The organism is Actinoallomurus iriomotensis (assembly GCF_030269445.1).
GTDB classification, from domain to species: domain Bacteria; phylum Actinomycetota; class Actinomycetes; order Streptosporangiales; family Streptosporangiaceae; genus Actinoallomurus; species Actinoallomurus iriomotensis.
The window spans coordinates 141,065-160,015 of sequence record NZ_BSTJ01000002.1; the positions used below are offsets into that span (position 1 = coordinate 141,065).

Below are 18,951 nucleotides of genomic sequence, written 5' to 3' on the forward strand. Positions count from 1 at the left end.
CCGACAACTCGCGCCCCAATCGGCTCTCAGCCGAACAGCGGGAAGCGGTCCGCGAGCGGGCCGAGGGCCCGGCGGTCCGCCGCCGAGAGCGGCGCGCGGCCGGTTCCCGTACGGGCGTAGGTGACGTCGTCCCAGGACAGGGGCAGCGGCTCGCCGAGTAGCCCGTCGAGGGTCTCGTGCACGACCCGCAGCGGCCCGGCGGACGGCAGCGGGCGGTCCAGCGCCACGACGAGGTCCAGGTGGTGGACCGCCGCCTCGACGACCAGGGTCCGTACGAGGTCTCCGGCGGTCAGGACGTGTCCCTGCGTACGGACCGGCATCGCGGGGTCGGTGTGCGCCGCGGCGTACACGACGGCCTCGGTGGTCTCGGCGAAGCTCTCCAGAATCGGGCGCAGCCCGGAGTGGACGCTCGCGCTGATCCGCGTCATGCGCAGGTTGGTGCGCGCGCCCTCGGTGCCCGGCCGCCAGTGCGACCAGTAGGAGACCGCGTCGGTGTCCGGGACGGCGCCGGCCGGAGTGGCGAGCGCCACGAGCGCCCGCTGGGCGTCGCCGCGCATGTGGAAGACCAGGTCGCGTACTGACCAACCGGAGCATCCGGTCGGCAGCCACTCCTGCTCGCCGTCCAGGTCGCTCACGGCGGCGACGACGTCGCGGTAGGCGGTGCCGAGGATGGCCTGATCGTCCATCCGCCCAGACTCTCGTGATCACCGGACGGTCGCAATCCGGGAGGCCAGGGACGAGTATGGGCGGTAGACGCCGCCGATCGCAGGAGCACGCCATGACGCCGCGCAGTCAGCACTGGTACGCCGGGACCGACCGGAACGCCTTCATCCACCGCGCCTGGATGCGGCGCGGGCTCCCCTCCGACGCGTTCGACGGGCGGCCGCACATCGCGATCGCCAACACCGCCTCCGACCTGTCGCCGTGCAACAGCCACCTGGATGAGGTCGCCGCGAGTGTGAAGGCCGGTGTGTGGGAGGCCGGCGGCGTGCCGCTGGAACTGCCGGTGCCCTCGCTGGGCGAGACGCAGCTGCGGCCGACCGCGATGCTGTTCCGCAATCTGGCGGCGATGGCGGCCGAGGAGATGATCCGCGCCAACCCCGTCGACGGCGTCGTCCTGCTCGGCGGGTGCGACAAGACCATTCCCGCGCTGCTCATGGCCGCGGCGTCGGTCGACCTGCCGGCGATCGTCGTGCCGGGCGGGCCGATGCTGACCGGGCACTTCCGCGGCGTGCCGCTCGGCTGCGGCACCGACGTGTGGCGGCTCAGCGAGGAGGTGCGGGCGGGCACGCTGTCGCAGGAGCGGTTCCTGGAGGCGGAGTCGTCGATGATCCGCAGCCGCGGCCACTGCAACACGATGGGGACCGCCTCGACGATGGCCTGCATGGCCGAGGCGCTGGGCATGACGCTGCCGGGCGTCGCGGGCATCCCGGCGCCGGACAGCCGGCTGCTCGAACGCGCCCACCAGGCCGGCCGCACGATCATCGAGATGGTGGCGAGCGACCGGCGGCCCAGCACGGTCCTGACGCGCGGATCGTTCCTCAACGCGATCGTGGCCCTCGCCGCGATCGGCGGCTCCACCAACGCCGTCGTCCACCTGCTGGCGATCGCCGGCCGGGCGGGCGTGCCGCTGACCCTGGACGACTTCGACCAGACCGGGGCCAAGGTGCCGCTGCTCGTCGACCTGCAGCCGGCCGGCGCGCACCTGATGGAGGACTTCCACCGCGCGGGCGGGCTGCGGGCGGTGCTGAACGAGGTGGCCGACCTGCTCGACGGTTCGGCGCCGACGGTCACCGGGCGGCCGATCGGCGAGGGGCTGGCCGACGCCGAGGTCCAGGACGAGACGGTCATCCGCCGCCGTACGGCGCCGCTCCAGGAGGAGGCGGGCATCGCCGTGCTGCGCGGCAACCTGTGCCCCGACGGCGCGGTGATCAAGCCGGCCGCCGCGTCGCCGTCGCTGCTGCGCCACCGGGGCCGCGCGGTGGTCTTCGACAGCATCGAGGACCTGCGCGCGGCCCTGGACGACCCGGATCTGGACGTCGACGAGGACAGCGTCCTGGTGCTGCGGGGGTGCGGTCCGAAGGGGTACCCCGGGATGCCCGAGGTCGGGAACATGCCGCTGCCGGCCAAGCTGCTCGCCCGCGGGGTCCGCGACATGGTGCGGATCAGCGACGCGCGCATGAGCGGCACCGCGTACGGCACGGTCGTGCTGCACACCGCTCCGGAGTCGGCCGCGGGCGGCCCGCTGGCCAAGGTGCGCACCGGCGACATGATCGTCCTGGACGTGGCGGCCCGGCGGCTCGACGTCGAGCTGCCCGATAACGAGCTGGCGGCGCGGGAGCCCGCGTCCTCCTCCGCGCACGCCGCCCCGGTGCGGGGATGGGAGCGCCTGTACGTCGACCACGTCCTCCAGGCCGACCAGGGCGCCGACCTGGACTTCCTCACCGGCTCCAGCGGCAGCGAGGTCCGCCGCGAGTCACACTGAAGTCCGCTTTGACGCCCGTTCCCGCCCGGGTCGTACGGGAACGGCGGCCGGTGTCCGGGCGCGTACGAGCAGGACGCCGAGAAGAGAGGTGAGGACGCTCAGCCCGGCGGCGAACGCCCACGCCAGGCGGAAGTCGCCGGCCGACCCCGCGTCCACGCGTGAGCCCAGCAGGGTGACCAGCACCGCGACGCCGAGGGCGGAGGAGATCTGCCGGAAGGAGTTGACCAGCGCGGAGCCGGTGGCGGTACGGGCCGCGGGCAGTGACTGGACGCCCGCCGCGATCAGCGTGCCGAGCGTCAGGCCGACCCCGATGCCGCCGAGGACCATGCTGGGCAGCAGGTCGCGCGCGTAGTCCGGCGCGGTGGAGACCATGGCGACCCGCCACAGCATGCCGGCGGCGAACAGCAGGCCGCCCGCCACGACGAGCGGGCCGTGGCCGAACCGGCGCGCGGCCCGCGCGGTGAGCGCGGTGACGATCGGGACCAGCGCGGGGCCGGGCACCAGCGCGACGCCGGTGCGCAGCGCGCTCCAGTGCCAGACGTCCTGGCACCACAGCACGTTGGACAGCAGCATCACGGCGAACGCGACGCCGAACAGGAACGTGCCGGCGCCGGCCACGCCGAACCGGGGCAGGCGGAGCAGGTGCAGCTCCAGCAGCGGCGTCGCGTGGCGCGCGGACCGCCACCCGAACCACGAACCGACCACGAGCGCGGCGGCGAGCAGCCCGAGCGTGCGTCCGGAGGTCCATCCCCAGCCGGGCGCCTCGACGAGCGCCCCGGTCAGCGCGGCGACCGCGACGGTGACCAGCACCGCCCCCCACACGTCGGGCAGCGGCCCGGTCTCGCGCGCCTCGGGGGCGGGCAGGGCGATCAGCCCCGCGACGACGGCGACAACGCCGACGGGCAGGTTCACCACGAAGACCCAGCGCCAGTCGACCTCGACGAGCAGCCCGCCGATGACCGGTCCGGCCGCCGCGGCCAGGCCGCCGAACGCGGCCCAGGCGCGGGTGGCGCCGGTCCGGCGCTCGGCGGGCACGGTGGCGAGGAGCAGGGCGAGCGAGGTCGGCAGCTGGGCGGCCGCACCGGCGGCCTGCACGACCCGCGCGACGACCAGGACCCCCAGGTCCGGCGCCAGCGCGCAGCCGACCGACGCGACCGTGAACACGACGATCCCGGCGATGAACACGGGCCGCTGTCCGATGCGGTCGCCGGCCCGGCCGAGCACGACGAGCAGCGCGGCCAGGGTGATGGCGTAGGCGTTGAGCACCCAGGACAGGTCGGCCAGCGACGCGGGGCGTCCGCCGTGAGAGAAGCTCGCGCCCATCGCGGGCAGCGCGACGTTGACGATCCACAGGTCGAGGTTGGTCATGAAGACGGCCAGCACCACGACGCCGGCGGCCACACGAGAGCGGTTTGAGAATCCAACCACAGAGGTCATGAGGGAGACCTTAGGCGCAAACTGGTTTGATAATCAAACCTCTACTCCCCTATCGTGGAGCCATGACCGGTACGCGCATCGATCCCGCCACCCTTCCCGGCCGCCCCTGCTCGGCGGCCTCCGCGCTGGAGATCGTCGGCGACCGGTGGGCGCTGCTGGCCGTACGCGAGGTGCTGCTCGGCAACCACCGGTTCAGCCAGATCGCGCGGGGCACCGGCGCGCCGCGCGACCGGCTCGCCGCGCGGCTGAAGAGCCTGGTCGAGGCGGGAGTGCTCGAACGCCGGCCGTCGGAGGAGGGCGGGCGATACGACGGCTACCACCTCACGGACGCGGGCCGCGACCTCGGCCCGGTCATCCGCGCACTCCTGACGTGGGGCAACCGGTGGGCCGTCACCGCGCCGCCGGTGCGGATCCTGCACCACGACCACCCGCTGGAGCCGGTGACGGTCTGCACCACCTGCGGCGAGCGGGTCCGCGCCGACGACCTCACCCGGGAGGTCACCGACCCCGCGTGGGCCGAGGAGGGCCGGGCCCGGTGAGTTCCTCAAGGAGCGACATGTACGACGTGGTCGACTACGACTTCGGCCCGGCGGCCCGCAACCGGCTCGCCGACACGACCCGGCGCGGCCGCGAGGGGGCGGTCGCCGCGCTGGAGACCTTCTATTACGCGCTGAACAACGCCGACGCCGACGCGCTCGCCGAGGTCTGGTCCGACGACGAGCTCGCCCAGCTCGACAATCCGGTCGGCGGCATCATCCGGTCCGGGGCGGCCATCGCCGGCCTGTACCGCCGGATCTTCGCGAGCGGCATGGACCTGAGTGTCACCTTCACCGACGCCGCGACCTACCTCACGGCGGACACCGCGGTCTTCGCCGGCCGCGAACGCTGTGAGTACACCGACCCCGAGCGCGGACGGGTGCCGGTGGAGTTCCGCACGAGCCGTTTCTTCGCCTGGGTTCCCGATGACGGACGGTGGCGGCAGATCCACCATCACGGCAGCGTCGACGACCCCGACGCGCTGCGCGCCTACCAGGCCGCCGTACGCGGCTGAGCGCGCGAGGGATCGCGACCTGGCGCGGCGGCGGAAATGCACCACCCGCACGCGGCGCCGGGCGCGAAAGATCTCGAAATGGAAACGCTCCACGCGGCCGGTAGAGCGCGTTCGACCTCGGCCGGGACCGCGGATAAGGAACGGTCGCCCCGCCTAATGTCGCTCACCGTAATCACCGGGCGATTTCCGACGTGGCACCAGCGACTGGGAGATACCTGAGAAACCCCGGAATGGCCTTTCAGTGATCGATAGTATGATGCCCGGATTGTGCGGGGTCGATCACATGTACGGCTCGAACGTTCTCTGTGCTGAGTTGGCATGGTCTGCAGCAGAGTGGGGTCCCAGGGGTGCATCGCAGGATGAAAGTGACATGGTCGAGTCGTTGGTTCGCGCCGCTGGCGGCCGGGGTGCTCCTCGCCCCGATCGCGGCCTGCTCGTCGAGCGGTAACGCCAGCCAGTCGGCGGCCAAGGCTCCGGACGCGGCCGCGACGATCACCCCGGCGAACGGGGTCTCGAAGGTCCGCCCGGACAAGGGTGTGCAGGTGACGGCGTCGAGCGGCGAGATCGACCAGGTCACGGTGCAGGGCGGCGGGCGTACCGTCGAGGGTGTCCTGTCGGCGGACAAGAAGAGCTGGCAGACCAAGTGGACGCTCAAGCCGGGCACCGCCTACACGGTGACGGCGACCGCCAAGAACGCCGGCGGCAAGGTCACCACGGCGACGAGCAAGTTCACCACGATGAAGGCGTCGTCCACCATCTCGGTCAGCGACGTGACGCCGCGCGCGAAGGAGACGGTCGGCATCGGCATGCCGATCATGATCAATTTCGACAGCCCGGTCACGAACAAGGCGGCGGTGGAGAAGGCCCTGGAGGTGCGTTCGACCAAGCCGGTCGAGGGCGCCTGGCGCTGGATCACCTCGCAGGAGGTCATCTTCCGCACGAAGTCGTACTGGCCCGCCCACACGTCGGTGTCGGTGGTGGCGCACATGGCGGGCGTCCGCGCCTCGTCCAAGTCGTACGGCACGAAGGACTTCACCCGCACCTTCAAGATCGGCGCCTCGCATATCGCGAAGGTCAGCCTCAAGACGCACAAGAGCAAGGTCTACGTCGACGGCAGGCTCGCCAAGACCATTCCGGTCAGCGGCGGCATGGGCGGCGGCGACTCCCACGGCAACGACTTCCGCACCACGAGCGGCATCCACCTCGCGATGGGCAAGCTCCCCGAGGTCTGGATGACCTCGCCCAACATCAAGAAGGGCGAGTCGGGCTACTACCACGAGCTGGTGCTGAAGGACGTACAGATCAGCAACAGCGGTGAGTACCTCCACCAGAGCCCCGGCGAGTACCAGTGCCTCGGCCACAGCAACTGCAGCCACGGCTGCGTCCGCCAGAGCGTCGCCGGCGCCCGCTGGTTCTTCAACCTCAGCCTGCGGGGCGACGTCATCAACATCACCGGGTCCACCCGGAAGCTGGAGTGGAACAACGGCTGGGGCTTCTACCAGATGCCCTGGAAGACCTGGGTCAAGGGCAGCGCCCTGAAGAGGTCGGTGACGACCGTGGCGACCGGCGGGGCCACCACCCCGACCACGCCACCCGCGGCCTCCCCGAACTGAGCACCGCGCACGACAATGGAACCCGTGGGGACGCACCCCACGGGTTCCGTCGTTTCTGGAGGGCGTCATGACCGCCACGGTGACCATTCTGACCTGCGGCTACGCCGGTGAGCGCGTCGCCGGGACCGTGACCCTGATCCACGACGGCGACCTGGTCGCCGTCGTCGACCCCGGCATGGTCGCCGACCGCCGGATGATCCTCGATCCGCTCGCCGAGGCCGGCTTCGGCGTCGGCGACGTCACCGACGTGGTGTTCTCCCACCACCATCCCGACCACACGCTCAACGCCGCGCTGTTCCCGGCGGCCCGTTTCCACGACCACTGGGCGATCTACTCCGGCGACCTGTGGGAGAGCCGCGACGCGGAGGGCTTCCGGCTCTCGCCGTCGGTGCATCTGGCGCGCACCCCGGGGCACACCGCCGAGGACGTCACGACTCTCGCCGAGACCGCCACCGGCCTGGTGGCCGCCACACACCTGTGGTGGACCTCCGAAGGGCCGGAGGAGGACCCGCTGGCCGAGGACCCGGCCGCGCTCCGCGCCTCACGCGAACGCGTGCTCGCGCTGCGCCCCGCCCTCATCGTGCCGGGCCACGGCGCGCCGTTCCCGCCGCCCGCCTGACCGGAGCACGCGGGGTGACCGGTGCGGGCCGGTCACCCCGCGGTTCCTCACGGCGCCGCCGCCGCGCTCTGCGGTCGCAGCGGCACCGGCGACAGCCGGTCGCCGCGGTCCACGAGCCGCAGGCAGGCCGCGGACAGCAGGCCGAGAAGCAGCAGCACCAGCCAGGGCAGGCTCGCCATGCCCATACTGTGCGACAGGCCGAGCGCGGCCGCGCTGACCAGGTTGCCGAAGACGCCGCCGAAGCCCGACAGCAGGTTGTTGACGCTGTAGTACGTGCCGATCACCCGGCCGCCCGAAAGGTTGGCGATCGTCGCCATCTCGAACGGGTGCAGCATCATCGACCCGATGCTGAGCGTCGCCGCGCACACGAGGATCGGCAGCAGCCGGACGACCGTCGAGCCCTGCAGCGGCGGCAGCATCAGCGGGATGAACGCCACGCCCATGAGGATCAGGCCGCGGACCATCGCCTGACCCGCCGTCCAGCGCTTCTCGCACCAGGTGATCAGGCGGACCTGAAGGGCGAGGCCGAGGATCGCGGACATCACGAACAGCACGGTCATCCCCGCGTGCCCGGCGGAGACGTGCCGGATCTCGAGCGGCAGCCCGAACGTGATCTGGAACGTCAGCGCGTAGGAGGCGAACATCGTCCCCGCGAAGGCCAGGAACGGCCGGTTGCTCAGCGCCTCCCGCCAGTCGGCCCAGATCGGCCGGGACGAGCCGGTCTCCGGCCCGGAGACGGCGGGCAGGAAACGCCACTGCGCCGCCGCGAGCGCGAGCAGGATGACGACCGAGGCCAGGCTCACCGTGCGGAAGCCGAAGGCGATGAGCGGGATGCCGACGAGCGGGCCGACCAGCACACCCAGGCGACGGCAGACGCTGAAGACCGCGAACGCGTCGACGATCCGCTCGCTCTCCTCGTGCGCGAGGTAGGCGCGGTTGGCCGGGATGAACAGCGCGCTGGAGACTCCCGTCAGCACCGACGCGGCGATCACCCACGGGAGGCTGCCGAACGCCGCGTACATTCCGCAGCCGACGGCCTTCAGCAGGCAGCCCGCGATGATCATCGGCTTGTACCCGATGCGGTCGGCGAGCGTGCCGCCGATGACGAAGAGGCCCTCGCTGAAATGGCGCAGGCTCATCACGATGCCGACGATCCAGACCGCCACCCCGACCCCGTGCACCAGGTGGTCGGCGAGGTAGGGCACGAGCATGAGAAGGGCGATGCTCACACCGATCTCGTTGATGAACAGGATCTGGGCGGGCCGGCCGAAGGACCGGAACTGCCGCAGGGTCGCGATCATGCGCCACCTCCACGGCGTGCCGGCGGGCCGTCCGGCGGCCGACCGGGGGCGCCCCCCGGCCGGTCACCCGGACACGCCCCCGGCGATAACCCCGGCGTCGCCGGCCGGACGGCCGGCGGTGGGGCCGGCACGCGCACGCGTGGACGACGACATCGCGTCGCCGCGGGCGCGTCCGGCCCCTCCCGGACTCCGTGGTCGAGTGTGATCCCCGACATCTCCGCTCCTATCGAATGGCACGACGGACCGGAGGCCAGCGATGTTCTGACCCCCGTGACCTGCGCTGATTACTTTCAGTAGCCCACTACTCTTAGTAGTGGGCTCTTTGCCATGCGTGAGGAGTAGCCGCGCGGGTGTACCGCACTACCCTTCAGGAGACATCAGCGTCCACAGCGGCCCCGCAGGCATCAGCGGCGGCGGACCAGCAGCATCGCGGCGTCGTCGGTGATCCGCCCGCCGACGTGACGCAGCACGTCGGAGCGCATCTCCTCCAGCGCCTTCTCCGGGTCGGCGGCCTTCAGCAGCCCGCTGCGGTCGGCCAGGGGGTAGAAGCGGCCCTCGCTGTCGCGTGCCTCGATCACGCCGTCGGTGTAGAAGAGCAGCCGGTCGCCGGGCGCGAAGCCGATGGTGTACGGCCGCGGCCGGATGTCGGCGAGCCCGGTCAGGCCCAGCGGCGGCGCGACGTCGTCCGGTTCGGCGAACGCGCCGACGCCGCCCTGGCGCAGGATGAGCGGCGACGGGTGCCCACAGTTGACGAGCGTCGCGGTGTCGCCCTCGTCGAACTCGGCCAGCACGGCGGTGACGAACTTCTCCCCCGACAGCTGCCGGCCCAGCGACGCCTCGATGCGCGCCACCACCCCGGTGAGCTCGGGCTCGTCGTAGGCGGCCTCGCGGAAGGCGCCGAGGACGGCCGCCGCGGTCTCCACCGCCTCCAGGCCCTTGCCCTGGACGTCGCCCACGATCACCCGGACCCCCGAGCGGGTCGAGGCGACCTCGTACAGGTCACCGCCGATGCGTGCCTCGGCGGTCGCGGAGGTGTAGCTGACCGCGACGTGCACCGGGCCGACCCGGCGCGGCACCGGGCGCAGCAGCACCTGCTGGGCCACCTCGGCGACCGAGCGGACCTCCGCGAGCAGCCGCTCGCGCTTCTGCCGTCCGGAGCTGGCGAACACGCTCGCGACCGTGATGCCGGCCACCATGGCGAGCATGAGGGTGTTCTGCCGCCGGCCGAGCGCGTGGCTGTGGGAGCTGAGCAGCACGTCGAGGACGAGCGCGGCCATGCCCACGAGCGCGGTGCGCCGCATGCCGCACCACAGCGCCGCGAACGCCGGCCCGAGCGCGAGCAGCGGCCGGAACCGTACGTCCGGGCCCGCGAGCAGGTCGCTCAGCCCGACGACGCCCATCGCCAGGAACGGCAACCAGCGAAGCCACGGCCCGGGTCCCCCGGATCCCCCCAGATCAGTGATGGCGCCACCCCCGTCATCCCCCTGCGGCAGGATAACGTCCGGCCGGCGCCGGACCGGGTTCTTTCCGCCACCCGGCGTGCGTGGCGGCGGACTCTCAGGGCGTCAGCGTGAGCGTCCGCCGGGCCTCGCGCCGGATCGTCTCCGGCGTGGCGCGCATCGGGACCGTCTCCCCCCGCGCCCAGAGTTTCGCCTGGTCCCAGTAGTGCGTGTCGAAGGCGTGCCCGGACTCGCCGGTCAGGTTGATCCACCGCGACCGGTCGAGGTCCGCGAGGTCGACGATCATCCGCATGGAGGGCACCCAGTCGACCCCGTAGCCGGTCTGGGCGTTCGAGCCGGTGGCGTCGACGAGCGAGTCGCCGCCGGCCAGGCGCAGCGGGCCGCGGTTGAACAGCCACTCGATCGGCCCGATCCCCGAGTCGCCGAACGTCTCGTTGGTCAGCTCCAGCCGGTGCAGGTCGCCCCACTTCCACTTGGCGGGGTCGCCGCCGAGGCGGTGGCGCAGCTCGGCGTCGGCGTCCTTCATGGCCGCGCGCAGGACGTCGTCGCGGGTCTCCCTCACCCCGGCCGTCCGCACGTCGTCCCACCAGGGGTCGTCGGGCCGGCCGAGCAGGTTCCGCAGCACCTCGAACCAGCGGTCGCCGCCGTCGGGACGGGCGCCCTCCGGCAGCTCGTCGTTGAAGGTGCGGATGAGCAGGTGCCGGTAGACCGCGTTGTAGTACGCCGCGGGCGCGGAATCGGCGCCCTGGGTGAAGTCCCAGCCGCGCAGCAGGTTCACCGCCGCGCCCGAGCCGACGCGGAGCAGGTGCGGCACGAGCGTCGGCGCGAACCCGTTGCGGTCGTCCATCTGGATCCGCGCCATCCCCGCGGCGTCCATCACCGGCGTCTGCCGGACGAGCTCCTGGATCCGCGCGGCGCGGTAGCCGTACGTCCAGTCCTTGGTCAGCAGGTCCGGGTAGCCGGGCCCGGTGGCGGCGTTGTTCGCGGTGACGATGTAGCCCTGTTCGGGGTCGTAGACCGCGGGCAGCCGGTCGAAGGGGAGGTAGCCCTTCCACTCCTGCTCCCCCGTCCAGCCCTCGGCGGGCCAGGTGCCGTCCCCCTTCGTACGGATCGGGATGCGCCCCGGCGCCTGGTAGCCGATGTTCCCGTCGACGTCGGCGTACACGAGGTTCTGCGCGGGCACGTCGAAGGACGCCGCGGCGGTGCGGAACTCGGACCAGTTCCGCGCGGTGTCGATCAGCCCGATGGCGTCGGCCGTACGGCCCGGGTCCAGCGCCGTCCAGCGGAGCGCGACGGCGAGCCCGTTCCCGGCCCGGCGCGCGTCGTCCATCGCGTCCGACAGCAGCGGGCCGTGCCGGGTCGCCCGTACGGTGATGGTGACCGGCCTGCCGCCCGCGACCTTGATCTGCTCGGTCCGCGTCTGCAGCGGCTCCCGGCGGCCCTTGTACTCGTACGTCCCGCCGCTCACGCGCTCCAGGTACAGATCGGTGACGTCCGGGCCGAGGTTCGTGAAGCCCCAGGCGACGCGCTGGTTGTGCCCGATGACGACGCCGGGGACGCCGGAGAAGGTGAAGCCGCTGACGTCGAACGGGCAGGCCTGGCCCACCTGCCGGCAGTGCAGGCCGGCCTGGTACCAGAGCGAGGGCATGGCGGGCGCGAGGTGCGGGTCGTTGGCGAGGAGCGGCTTGCCGGTGGCGGTCCGGCTGCCCGCGACCACCCAGGAGTTCGAGCCGAGACCGGGCGCGCCGTTGCCCATCAGCGTCGGCATGGCGTTGACGGCGGCGGAGACCTTTGCCAGCGCGGACGGCAGCGTACGCGCGCGGGGCTCGTTCACCGGGCCGCCCCGTGCCTCCTTGCCGCCGGAGACGATGACCGGGTTCCGGTCGTACGGGTAGGCCGGGTAGAGCTGGTCGACGCGGTCCCTGGGCACCTTCGTGGCGGCCAGCGCGCGGCCGAGCTCGTCGTCCATGTTGCTGCGCAGGTCCCAGGCCATGGCCTTGAGCCAGGCGAGCGAGTCGACCGGCGTCCACGGCTCAGGGTGGTAGCCGGTGCGCTGGAGACCCAGCACGGAGTACTCCAGGCTCTGCGTCGCGGTGTTCGGATGCTGCCGCAGCCACGCGTTGACGCCCTGGGCGTACGCCTGGAGGTAGCGCCGCGTTTCGGGACGCAGGAGAGGCAGCTCCCGCTCGGCCACGCGGCGCCAGCCCATCGTCCGCACGACCTTGTCGGTGTCGAGCGTCGTCCGGCCGAACAGCTCCGAGAGCCGGCCGGCGGTGACGTGGCGGCGGAAGTCCATCTCCCAGAACCGGTCCTGCGCGTGCACGTAACCCTCGGCGCGCATCAGGTCGTCGGCGTCGTCGGCGTAGATCTGCGGGATGCCGTACCGGTCGCGGTAGACGGTGACGTCCTTGCTCAGCCCCAGGACGGCGATCCGGCCGCTCGTCCGCGGATAGGACCGCCGGACCGTCCACCGCGCGTACAGGGTGAGCACCAGGGCGAGGACCAGGAGCACGATCAGGACGCGGACCAGCCAGCGAGCGGGGCGGGGCAGCCGCCCGAGCGGCGCGAACCTCGTCATGGACGCCTCTTTCCGTACCAGGATGGATGGCAGGCTAGACCACCGCGCCTCCTTTTCGTCCGGGCCTGGTGGCATGTGGCCTGTGCGGGGCGGCGTCGCCCGGATCGTTGTCCCTGATCCCCGGCCTGCACACGGGGAACGTCGGCTGCACGGTCGAGCCGCACCCGCTGTCCGCCGCCACGTCGTTCGGCCGCGAAGGCTACACCGCCCTCTTCGCGGAATTGGGCGCGGTTTTCGAACTGCCGATTACCCGAATATGACCGGCGACGAAAATCGAGGAGAATTGGAGCTCACGTAGGAGCGGATCCACGGAATGCCCCGTTCACCGGCACCCTCGGAGGTCCGGTTCAGGACGGAGCCGTCCGCGCCCGGCGGAGGGCCGCACGGCGTGCCGTGACGAGGCCTCGGCGACCTCGCCGGCGGAGTGACGTGGACGAGCACCCCCGCCCCGCCTGAATGTACGATTTCTGCAGTCCTAAATAGGGATTTACCAGGGGGATATTCTGGACCTTTCGGGAAGCCGCCAGAGAAGCGTCCGATCGCCTTTAGACTTTGTCGCGGGAGCTCCGGAAGCATGTGTGCCTTCGGGGAGATTCCATCGAAAGGGCGACCCCTTGTTCGTGGCGAGGGGCCGCCGAACCGCGACCGCGCGGATCCCACTGCGAGGGGCGTCCTGTCCCCCGAGGCCGTGACGCCCCTCGCACCCGGGTCGCACCGCCCACGGCCGCGGAACCGACCGCCGCGGCCGTACGTTGAGTGGCACATGACCGCCGTCCTCGCGCTCATGGCCGTGATCTCGATCCCCGGGCTGGTGCTGCTGCTCGTCGCCCTCGCCTCGATCGACCGGATGGGCCGGGCCGCGCACCGTCGGCTGCGGCTGCCCTGGCGCTCGCCGGAGTCCGGGCAGGCGCTCGCGGCGCCCGGGCTCGACGAGATGCAAGCGATCTTCTATGCCACCAAACGGCACGAGCTCGACGAACGGCGGACCTCACTCATGCTCCGTGACGAGGAAGGCGACGGCGCGCCGCCCCGCAGCGAGGTCGACCTCGACTCCGGCAAGGCGGTCATCCGAAACTCGCGGCAGGGACCCGCCGAACCGCGACCGCGCTGATCCCACTACTCGGGCGCCCCGCCCTCCACGCCGTGCACAGTTTGAGACTCGATATTCCGAGCCGCGTTCCGTTTTCTGCGTTCGCCGAAGATCGGCGGCAAGGTGGCCGCAGACGGAGTTGAAGTCGGCAGGGGATCGACCCGGCCGTTGAAGGCCACCCTCTCGGACGGCGCCAGGAAATCTACAAAGTGAACCCCAGGTCGAGCGCCCGCACTTCCGTTCCGACCGACGGAATGAATTCCGGAAATTATCTGACCCGGAGGGATAACGGTCGACCGTTGGCCATCGATCACGGATATTGCTTCCCCAGCTCCGACAAGAGCCCGATCATTTCCGACTTCGTGGCCGACCGGTTCGACCGGCCGATCAGTGATGGGGTCATCGCGCAGGTGAGATCCGTGAACCCGCAACGGCTCGCGGATGAGCCACGCTCCTGCGGGCTCGACGAAGACGCGATCGCCGGGGCGGCGGCGCGTCTGCGCGAAAAGCCGGCCGAACTCGAGCGGTCCCTGACGGCGATCCGCCGCCGGAGCCGCTCGGCGAGGGCCGCCTATACCGGGTTCTCGGCGAACAGTTCCAGGTGACGGCACCGTGGGCAGCGGTACACGTCGATCGCCCACTGCGGGCGGCCCATCACCTTCGCGCCGCCGAAGACGCCCCGTTGCAGCGCCCCCTCGACCCACCGCGCGAAGCCCTGGGAGCCTTCTCCCGCGTCCCGGATGAAACCCGGCTCCAGACCGCTCGTACCGCAGTGCGTGCATTTCCTGTCGCTCATGGCCGGAGCCTAGAGGACGGCCCGCCGATCAGGCGGTGACATTCCTCGGTCGCGCCCTCAGCTGGTCGGCGGAGAAGACGGCCGGCGATTCTCGGCTGCGGGCGTCCCTCCCCTGGTAGAACGAGGCGATCCGTTCGAGTCCTGGAGCCGAGGGCTCGACGAGTGCGCGGCGGCGGTCCCGCGGGTCCGGTCTGCGCCGGACGTATCCCGCCTTCTCCAGGCGGTCGATCATGTGCGTGACCACGCCGGTGGTGCGGCCGAGCCGGGAACCGAGCTCGCCACGGTGGAGGTTCCGGCGCGATCGAGCACGTGCAGGCAGAACAGGCCGGTCGGCGCGATGCCGAGACGCTGGGCGATCAGGTCGTTCAGGCGCGCCAGGGCTCCGGCGAGGTCTGTCATGGCCGCGATGATCCGGTCGGCCGGTGCGTCGGTCTGGTCGTTCCCGGCAGCTCGCGCCCGGCCTGATCGGCGAGGTGGACGGCCGGTCACGGATCCTGCGCCCGCCGGACGATGAGGCGGAGACCCGGCGGCTCCACGCGGCCGCCTTCGCCTGTCCCACCCGCTCCATCCGCCCGGCGTCAGGGCGGCCGGACCCGGCCCTCGACCCCTTTCCGATGGCCTTGGACGAGCCAGGACGGCCGCGGTTCGAGTGGATCCTGCCGGGCCACGGTGACCGCCGCCGCCTCGCCGCCGATGAGATGTCCCGGCGGCTGCGAGCGCCGGCCGACCAGAGCCGAGGGCTACGGCCGAGGCCGATCGACTTCACCGCCGTCCGCCGGTGAGGCCGGCGCCGCACCGTCAGCGGGCCGCTCCGGCGGTGCGTACGCCGGTGTTCGCACCGCTGAGGCGCAGGGCGAGCGCCGGGCACATCTCGACCGCCTGGCGAGTGTCGGCCAGCAACCGGCGGGGCACGTTCGCGCCGTCGATGACCGGGAAGCCGTGTTCGTCCAGGCGCACCAGGTCCGGCAGCAGGTGCCCGCACAGGCCGTGGGCCGCGCAGCGCGTCCAGTCGACGGTGAGCCGCAGGCCCGTGTCCTCGGCATGCGCGACCGCCGGCTCCTCCTCGATCGGCAGCAGCCCGCGTACGGGACGGCCGCAGGTGCCGTCCGCCAGGTGCTTCTCGACGTCGGCGGCGAACGCGGTCAGCGCCGAGGTGACGAACCGGGCGGAACCGTCCGGATGGTGGCAGGCTCCCCGGCCCTTCACGGTCTGCGTCCCCTGCCGTACGGCCGCCAGCGCCTCGCGGCCGCGCCGGCCGGACGCCAGGGCGTTCAGCGACCGGGCGATGGCCGGCACCCCGAGCCGGCAGGGCCCGCACTGGCGCGCCGACTCCTCCCCGAGGTACGCCGCGACGCGGGCGACCTCGCCGAGCGGGCAGACGCCCTTGGGAAGCGGCAGGATGATGCCGGCCCCGAGCGCGCCGCCCGCCTTGGCGATGCCCTCGCGCGACACGAGCGCGCGGTTCGCGGCGGGCGGGGTGATCCAGGTGCCGTGGTACCCGCCGACGAGGACGCCCTGACCGACCTTGGCGCCGCCGAGGTCGAGGATCTGCGCCAGCGGTACGCCGGCCGGTGTCTCGATGACGCGCGGCCGCCCGTCGGCGCCCCAGACGGTCAGCAGCACGGTGCCCGGTTCCGCGGCCGTGCCGACCGCGGAGTACAGGTCCGGGCCGAGCTGCGAGACCAGCGCCAGCTGGGCGAAGGTCTCGGCGTTGGACAGCAGGGTCGGCAGCCCGTCCACGCCGGAGTCGGCGGCCCGCACCTTGCGGCCGGGCGGCACGGCGGGATTGCCGTTGACCCCGTTGACGAGCGCTCCGCCCTCGCCGGTGACGAACCGTTCGGGCAGGCGGACCATGCGCACGAAGCCGCCGAGGCCGCTCTCGGCGATCGCGGTGCGCATCGAGCGTGCGGGCCGGCCCTGGTCGGTGACGGCGACGACGACCTCGCGGGCGCCGAGCGCCTTGGCGGCCAGGAGCGCGCCGTCCAGGATCAGGTGCGGCGTCCGGTCGAGCAGGAACTTGTCCTTGTGGCTCGCGGGCTCGCCCTCGGTGGCGTTGACCAGGACCACCGGCCGGCAGTCCCGGCGGCGCACGGACGAGACGACCGCGGCCACCTTGCGGGCGAACGGGAACGCCGCCCCGCCGCGTCCCCGCAGGTCGACCTTCTCGGCCAGATCGATCATCTCGCGCAGGCGACGGCGGCGGAACGCGCCGTGGACGGCCCGGTGCGTGGCCTGGTCGATGCGCTGGAGGCGGTCGAGCCCGGCGCCGAGCCGTACGGGGCTGAGGTGTCGGAACTCGGTCATCGCCGATCACCGGACCGGGCGCCGGTCTCCGCCCGCAGTGACGCCCAGAACTTCTCGTCGGGCACGTCGGCCTCCGAGCGGGTACGGGGCGTCGCCGCCTGGGGCCGCGCGTGCGCTCGCGCGCCGAGCATGCGGCGGTCACGTGCCATGCGCGGCAGCCGGCTCGCCGCCGCGGCCATCACGACCGCGAAGCAGATGACGTAGCTCCACGTCACCCAGGACTTGGGCGCGCGGCCGGCCGACAGTCCGTGGATCATCGCCAGCGGCCACATGACGTACGCGGTGGCGTGCACGGCCCGCCACAGCCAGGGCCGGGAGCGGGCCACGAAGCGGCCGCGGAGGACGCCGGTCACCAGCGCCAGGACCAGCAGGTCACCGGCGATGGTGCCCAGGCCGACGTACAGGCGGCCCGCTCCGCCGACGAACGGGACGACGGCCTCCAGGACGCCGGCGTGCGCCTCCATGATCTTCAGCAGGATGTGCGTCACCAGGAATCCGACGGCCAGCACCGCCATCGCGCGGTGCGCCGCCTGGAAGAGGATCCGGAACCGGATCGGCACGCGGTGCTGCGCCGCACCCACGCCGGCGGTGACCGCGGCCGTCAGCGCGACCAGCGTGAAGACGCCGGAGAAGAACTCCAGGAAGTCCTGTGCCCACAGGACCGCCGAGGCGCCGGGCCTCGTGCGCGCCACGGCGAGGACGGCGACGAGGAGCAGCAGGGTCACGACCGCGGGCCGGACGCGCCGGCGTTCACCGGCGAGCGCGGCGTCAGGTCTGGGCATCGACACCCCCGGGTCCGGCGGCCGGGTCCGGCGAGCGGTCCGGGTCGGTCTTGGGCTTGGCCGGGGTGGGGCTGGGCGAGACGTCGATGCCGAAGTTGAGCAGCGGGTTGCCCGCGTCGACGCGGACGCCGTCGCGTTCGGCGAACGCCTCACCGGGAGCGTCGTGCACCGTCCATCCTCCGATCCGCCTTCCGTCCAGCGAGACCGGACCGCCGGCGTCCCGCAGCCCGAAGCGGACGAGCGGGCGGGACGCTCCACCGCCGCCGCAGGGCTGGTCGGTGCCGGTGTGCCCGAGGTAGTCACCCTGCCGTACCGGCTCGCCGTCGGGTACCTCGGTGAGCCGGTCCAGCTGGTAGTACTCGGTGGTGGTGCCGTCGTCACCGATCACCAGCACCAGGCCGCGGTCCGGCGAGGAGGAGCACAGCCGGTAGATCCGTCCCGACGAGGCGGCGAGGACCCGGCCGTCGCCGCCGCCGAAGGACAGGCCGTGGTCCGTGGGCACCAGCGCCCACGACTGGCCGATGGTCCAGGGCAGCATCAGCCGCGTTCCCGCCGGAGCGCTCCGGGCCTTGCCGAATTTCTGCAGGGTGGTGCGCTCACCGGCGGACAGGATCGAGGTGGGCGCCTTGGCCACCATGGCGGCGAAGTCCGGGGTGCCGGCCAGGGCCGCCTGCCACGTCGTGCCGGTGGCGTGGGCGAGGAAGAGCGAAGCCTCGGGCATCGCGGTGCTGTCGTCCGGCGGCGGTATCGCCTCCGTACCGAGCACCCACATCCGCTTCTTGTCGAACCGGCTCTGGTGGACGACGGGTGAGGCGACCGTCCGCACGCCGTACTCGCTGCGCGCGGCGGCACCACGGCGGTCCAGCACCAGCTTCTTGACCTGGCGGTCGAGCAGTGTGGCCGGGCTGACCGGCTTGCGGCGCTGCTTCGAACGCGACGGTGGCGTGTGCCGCGCGCCACCGCGCGTGGGGCCGGGAGCGGCGACCGGGCGGTGGCGGGGGCCGACCGGAAGCACCTTCTCCTCGACGATGGCGGCCAGCACGAGGCCGACGGCGACGACAAGCGCCGTGCTGACCGCGCCGGCCCGGTTGACCAGCGAGAGCAATAAACGCGCGCTATGCGGTGAACCGGGCGACGCCACTTTTCGGTGACGGCTGGGCATCGAACCACCTCCTGGGGGGACCTGAAGTGATCCAAAACCGATGCGAGGAGTGTAAGAGCTCGTCCGAATCAACGCACTCATCTCGGGAGAAAACCCGAAAATCCCTACATGTCGGGCAGAGGCGAGGCCGACCGGAGCCGTCTCGCTCAGGTGAGGATCGAGCGGCCGCCGAAACGGAGACGCGGCCGATCCTGAACCGCGTGGCGCCGCTACCGGCGAGGCGTACGGTCAGGGCGTCTCGTCGGCGAACACCGACTCCGCCGATCCCTGGTG

At 72.3% G+C, this 18,951-nt stretch carries 20 protein-coding genes; 9 read left to right on the top strand and 11 right to left on the bottom strand.

All coding sequences use genetic code 11. The annotated features are described in order from the left end of the window. Positions 1 to 26: 26 nt before the first annotated feature. Complete coding sequence (locus tag QSK37_RS09475; RefSeq protein WP_285619052.1) at positions 27 to 686, bottom strand: maleylpyruvate isomerase N-terminal domain-containing protein; 660 nt, start codon at positions 684 to 686, stop codon at positions 27 to 29. 92 nt (positions 687 to 778) lie between these two features. On the opposite strand from QSK37_RS09475, the gene QSK37_RS09480 reads away from it, so the two are divergent. Next, positions 779 to 2,485, top strand: a complete 1,707-nt coding sequence (locus QSK37_RS09480) for an IlvD/Edd family dehydratase (RefSeq protein ID WP_285619053.1) — start codon at positions 779 to 781, stop codon at positions 2,483 to 2,485. Here QSK37_RS09480 and QSK37_RS09485 read toward each other — a convergent pair. Continuing rightward, positions 2,477 to 3,922, bottom strand: coding sequence for an MFS transporter (locus tag QSK37_RS09485; RefSeq protein WP_285619054.1), 1,446 nt, complete (start codon positions 3,920 to 3,922; stop codon positions 2,477 to 2,479). The genes QSK37_RS09480 and QSK37_RS09485 overlap by 9 nt on opposite strands. Positions 3,923 to 3,984: 62 nt before the next feature. Between QSK37_RS09485 and QSK37_RS09490 the strand changes: the two genes are divergently transcribed. The 4 genes from QSK37_RS09490 (at position 3,985) to QSK37_RS09505 (ending at position 7,205) form a co-directional block, all read left to right on the top strand. Beyond that, on the top strand, positions 3,985 to 4,461 hold the full coding sequence (locus tag QSK37_RS09490) for a winged helix-turn-helix transcriptional regulator (protein ID WP_285619055.1): 477 nt from the start codon (positions 3,985 to 3,987) through the stop codon (positions 4,459 to 4,461). Positions 4,462 to 4,478: 17 nt separating this feature from the next. After that, entirely contained in the window at positions 4,479 to 4,973 is a 495-nt protein-coding gene (locus tag QSK37_RS09495; protein ID WP_285619056.1) for a YybH family protein, read from the top strand. Positions 4,974 to 5,338: 365 nt separating this feature from the next. Beyond that, the gene (locus tag QSK37_RS09500; RefSeq protein WP_285619057.1) at positions 5,339 to 6,586 is read left to right on the top strand and encodes a L,D-transpeptidase; all 1,248 of its coding nucleotides are present in this window, start codon (positions 5,339 to 5,341) and stop codon (positions 6,584 to 6,586) included. A gap of 67 nt (positions 6,587 to 6,653) precedes the next feature. Further along, a complete protein-coding gene (locus QSK37_RS09505; RefSeq protein WP_285619058.1) occupies positions 6,654 to 7,205 on the top strand; it encodes an MBL fold metallo-hydrolase in 552 nt (183 codons plus the stop codon). A gap of 47 nt (positions 7,206 to 7,252) precedes the next feature. Here the strand turns inward: QSK37_RS09505 and QSK37_RS09510 are convergent, their stop codons facing one another. The 3 genes from QSK37_RS09510 to QSK37_RS09520 form a co-directional block, all read right to left on the bottom strand. Then, positions 7,253 to 8,506, bottom strand: a complete 1,254-nt coding sequence (locus QSK37_RS09510) for an MFS transporter (protein ID WP_285619059.1) — start codon at positions 8,504 to 8,506, stop codon at positions 7,253 to 7,255. 404 nt (positions 8,507 to 8,910) lie between these two features. After that, positions 8,911 to 9,921, bottom strand: a complete 1,011-nt coding sequence (locus QSK37_RS09515; RefSeq protein WP_285619060.1) for a PP2C family protein-serine/threonine phosphatase — start codon at positions 9,919 to 9,921, stop codon at positions 8,911 to 8,913. 142 nt (positions 9,922 to 10,063) lie between these two features. Continuing rightward, positions 10,064 to 12,544, bottom strand: coding sequence for a penicillin acylase family protein (locus tag QSK37_RS09520; protein ID WP_285619061.1), 2,481 nt, complete (start codon positions 12,542 to 12,544; stop codon positions 10,064 to 10,066). A 107-nt stretch (positions 12,545 to 12,651) separates the two neighbouring features. Between QSK37_RS09520 and QSK37_RS09525 the strand changes: the two genes are divergently transcribed. The 3 genes from QSK37_RS09525 to QSK37_RS09535 all read left to right on the top strand — a co-directional run bounded on the left by QSK37_RS09525 (position 12,652) and on the right by QSK37_RS09535 (position 14,239). Continuing rightward, a complete protein-coding gene (locus QSK37_RS09525) occupies positions 12,652 to 12,804 on the top strand; it encodes a hypothetical protein (protein WP_285619062.1) in 153 nt (50 codons plus the stop codon). Positions 12,805 to 13,307: 503 nt separating this feature from the next. After that, complete coding sequence (locus tag QSK37_RS09530) at positions 13,308 to 13,655, top strand: DUF6191 domain-containing protein (protein WP_285619064.1); 348 nt, start codon at positions 13,308 to 13,310, stop codon at positions 13,653 to 13,655. 233 nt (positions 13,656 to 13,888) lie between these two features. After that, positions 13,889 to 14,239, top strand: coding sequence for a hypothetical protein (locus QSK37_RS09535; protein WP_285619065.1), 351 nt, complete (start codon positions 13,889 to 13,891; stop codon positions 14,237 to 14,239). Here the strand turns inward: QSK37_RS09535 and QSK37_RS09540 are convergent. The 3 genes from QSK37_RS09540 to QSK37_RS09550 are packed head-to-tail and all read right to left on the bottom strand — an operon-like array spanning position 14,206 to position 14,829. Then, a complete protein-coding gene (locus QSK37_RS09540; protein WP_285581270.1) occupies positions 14,206 to 14,430 on the bottom strand; it encodes a hypothetical protein in 225 nt (74 codons plus the stop codon). The two genes, QSK37_RS09535 and QSK37_RS09540, sit on opposite strands and share 34 nt — an antisense overlap. 28 nt (positions 14,431 to 14,458) lie before the next feature. Continuing rightward, positions 14,459 to 14,674: a MarR family transcriptional regulator gene (locus QSK37_RS09545; protein WP_285619066.1), complete on the bottom strand. Its 216-nt coding sequence runs from the start codon at positions 14,672 to 14,674 to the stop codon at positions 14,459 to 14,461. Beyond that, entirely contained in the window at positions 14,659 to 14,829 is a 171-nt protein-coding gene (locus QSK37_RS09550; protein WP_285619068.1) for a hypothetical protein, read from the bottom strand. Before QSK37_RS09550 ends, QSK37_RS09545 begins: the two co-directional genes overlap by 16 nt. A gap of 23 nt (positions 14,830 to 14,852) precedes the next feature. On the opposite strand from QSK37_RS09550, the gene QSK37_RS09555 reads away from it, so the two are divergent. After that, complete coding sequence (locus QSK37_RS09555; RefSeq protein WP_285619072.1) at positions 14,853 to 15,212, top strand: hypothetical protein; 360 nt, start codon at positions 14,853 to 14,855, stop codon at positions 15,210 to 15,212. Between the two features lie 16 nt (positions 15,213 to 15,228). Here the strand turns inward: QSK37_RS09555 and QSK37_RS09560 are convergent, their stop codons facing one another. The 3 genes from QSK37_RS09560 to QSK37_RS09570 are packed head-to-tail and all read right to left on the bottom strand — an operon-like array spanning position 15,229 to position 18,621. Then, entirely contained in the window at positions 15,229 to 16,734 is a 1,506-nt protein-coding gene (locus tag QSK37_RS09560) for an NADH-quinone oxidoreductase subunit NuoF family protein (RefSeq protein WP_285619073.1), read from the bottom strand. Beyond that, a complete protein-coding gene (locus tag QSK37_RS09565) occupies positions 16,731 to 17,516 on the bottom strand; it encodes a hypothetical protein (protein ID WP_285619075.1) in 786 nt (261 codons plus the stop codon). Before QSK37_RS09565 ends, QSK37_RS09560 begins: the two co-directional genes overlap by 4 nt. Continuing rightward, the gene (locus QSK37_RS09570; RefSeq protein ID WP_285619077.1) at positions 17,503 to 18,621 is read right to left on the bottom strand and encodes a peptidoglycan DD-metalloendopeptidase family protein; all 1,119 of its coding nucleotides are present in this window, start codon (positions 18,619 to 18,621) and stop codon (positions 17,503 to 17,505) included. The genes QSK37_RS09565 and QSK37_RS09570 overlap by 14 nt, the downstream gene beginning before the upstream one ends. Positions 18,622 to 18,951 lie beyond the last annotated feature (330 nt).

Coding starts and splice junctions, on each gene's coding strand:
- QSK37_RS09490 (WP_285619055.1), top strand. CDS start 3,985: ATGACCGGTACGCGCATCGATCCCGCCACCCTTCCCGGCCGCCCCTGC.
- QSK37_RS09550 (WP_285619068.1), bottom strand. CDS start 14,829: ATGACAGACCTCGCCGGAGCCCTGGCGCGCCTGAACGACCTGATCGCC.
- QSK37_RS09485 (WP_285619054.1), bottom strand. CDS start 3,922: ATGACCTCTGTGGTTGGATTCTCAAACCGCTCTCGTGTGGCCGCCGGC.
- QSK37_RS09530 (WP_285619064.1), top strand. CDS start 13,308: ATGACCGCCGTCCTCGCGCTCATGGCCGTGATCTCGATCCCCGGGCTG.
- QSK37_RS09510 (WP_285619059.1), bottom strand. CDS start 8,506: ATGATCGCGACCCTGCGGCAGTTCCGGTCCTTCGGCCGGCCCGCCCAG.
- QSK37_RS09520 (WP_285619061.1), bottom strand. CDS start 12,544: ATGACGAGGTTCGCGCCGCTCGGGCGGCTGCCCCGCCCCGCTCGCTGG.
- QSK37_RS09535 (WP_285619065.1), top strand. CDS start 13,889: ATGAATTCCGGAAATTATCTGACCCGGAGGGATAACGGTCGACCGTTG.
- QSK37_RS09495 (WP_285619056.1), top strand. CDS start 4,479: ATGTACGACGTGGTCGACTACGACTTCGGCCCGGCGGCCCGCAACCGG.
- QSK37_RS09505 (WP_285619058.1), top strand. CDS start 6,654: ATGACCGCCACGGTGACCATTCTGACCTGCGGCTACGCCGGTGAGCGC.
- QSK37_RS09540 (WP_285581270.1), bottom strand. CDS start 14,430: ATGAGCGACAGGAAATGCACGCACTGCGGTACGAGCGGTCTGGAGCCG.
- QSK37_RS09560 (WP_285619073.1), bottom strand. CDS start 16,734: ATGACCGAGTTCCGACACCTCAGCCCCGTACGGCTCGGCGCCGGGCTC.
- QSK37_RS09565 (WP_285619075.1), bottom strand. CDS start 17,516: ATGCCCAGACCTGACGCCGCGCTCGCCGGTGAACGCCGGCGCGTCCGG.
- QSK37_RS09475 (WP_285619052.1), bottom strand. CDS start 686: ATGGACGATCAGGCCATCCTCGGCACCGCCTACCGCGACGTCGTCGCC.
- QSK37_RS09480 (WP_285619053.1), top strand. CDS start 779: ATGACGCCGCGCAGTCAGCACTGGTACGCCGGGACCGACCGGAACGCC.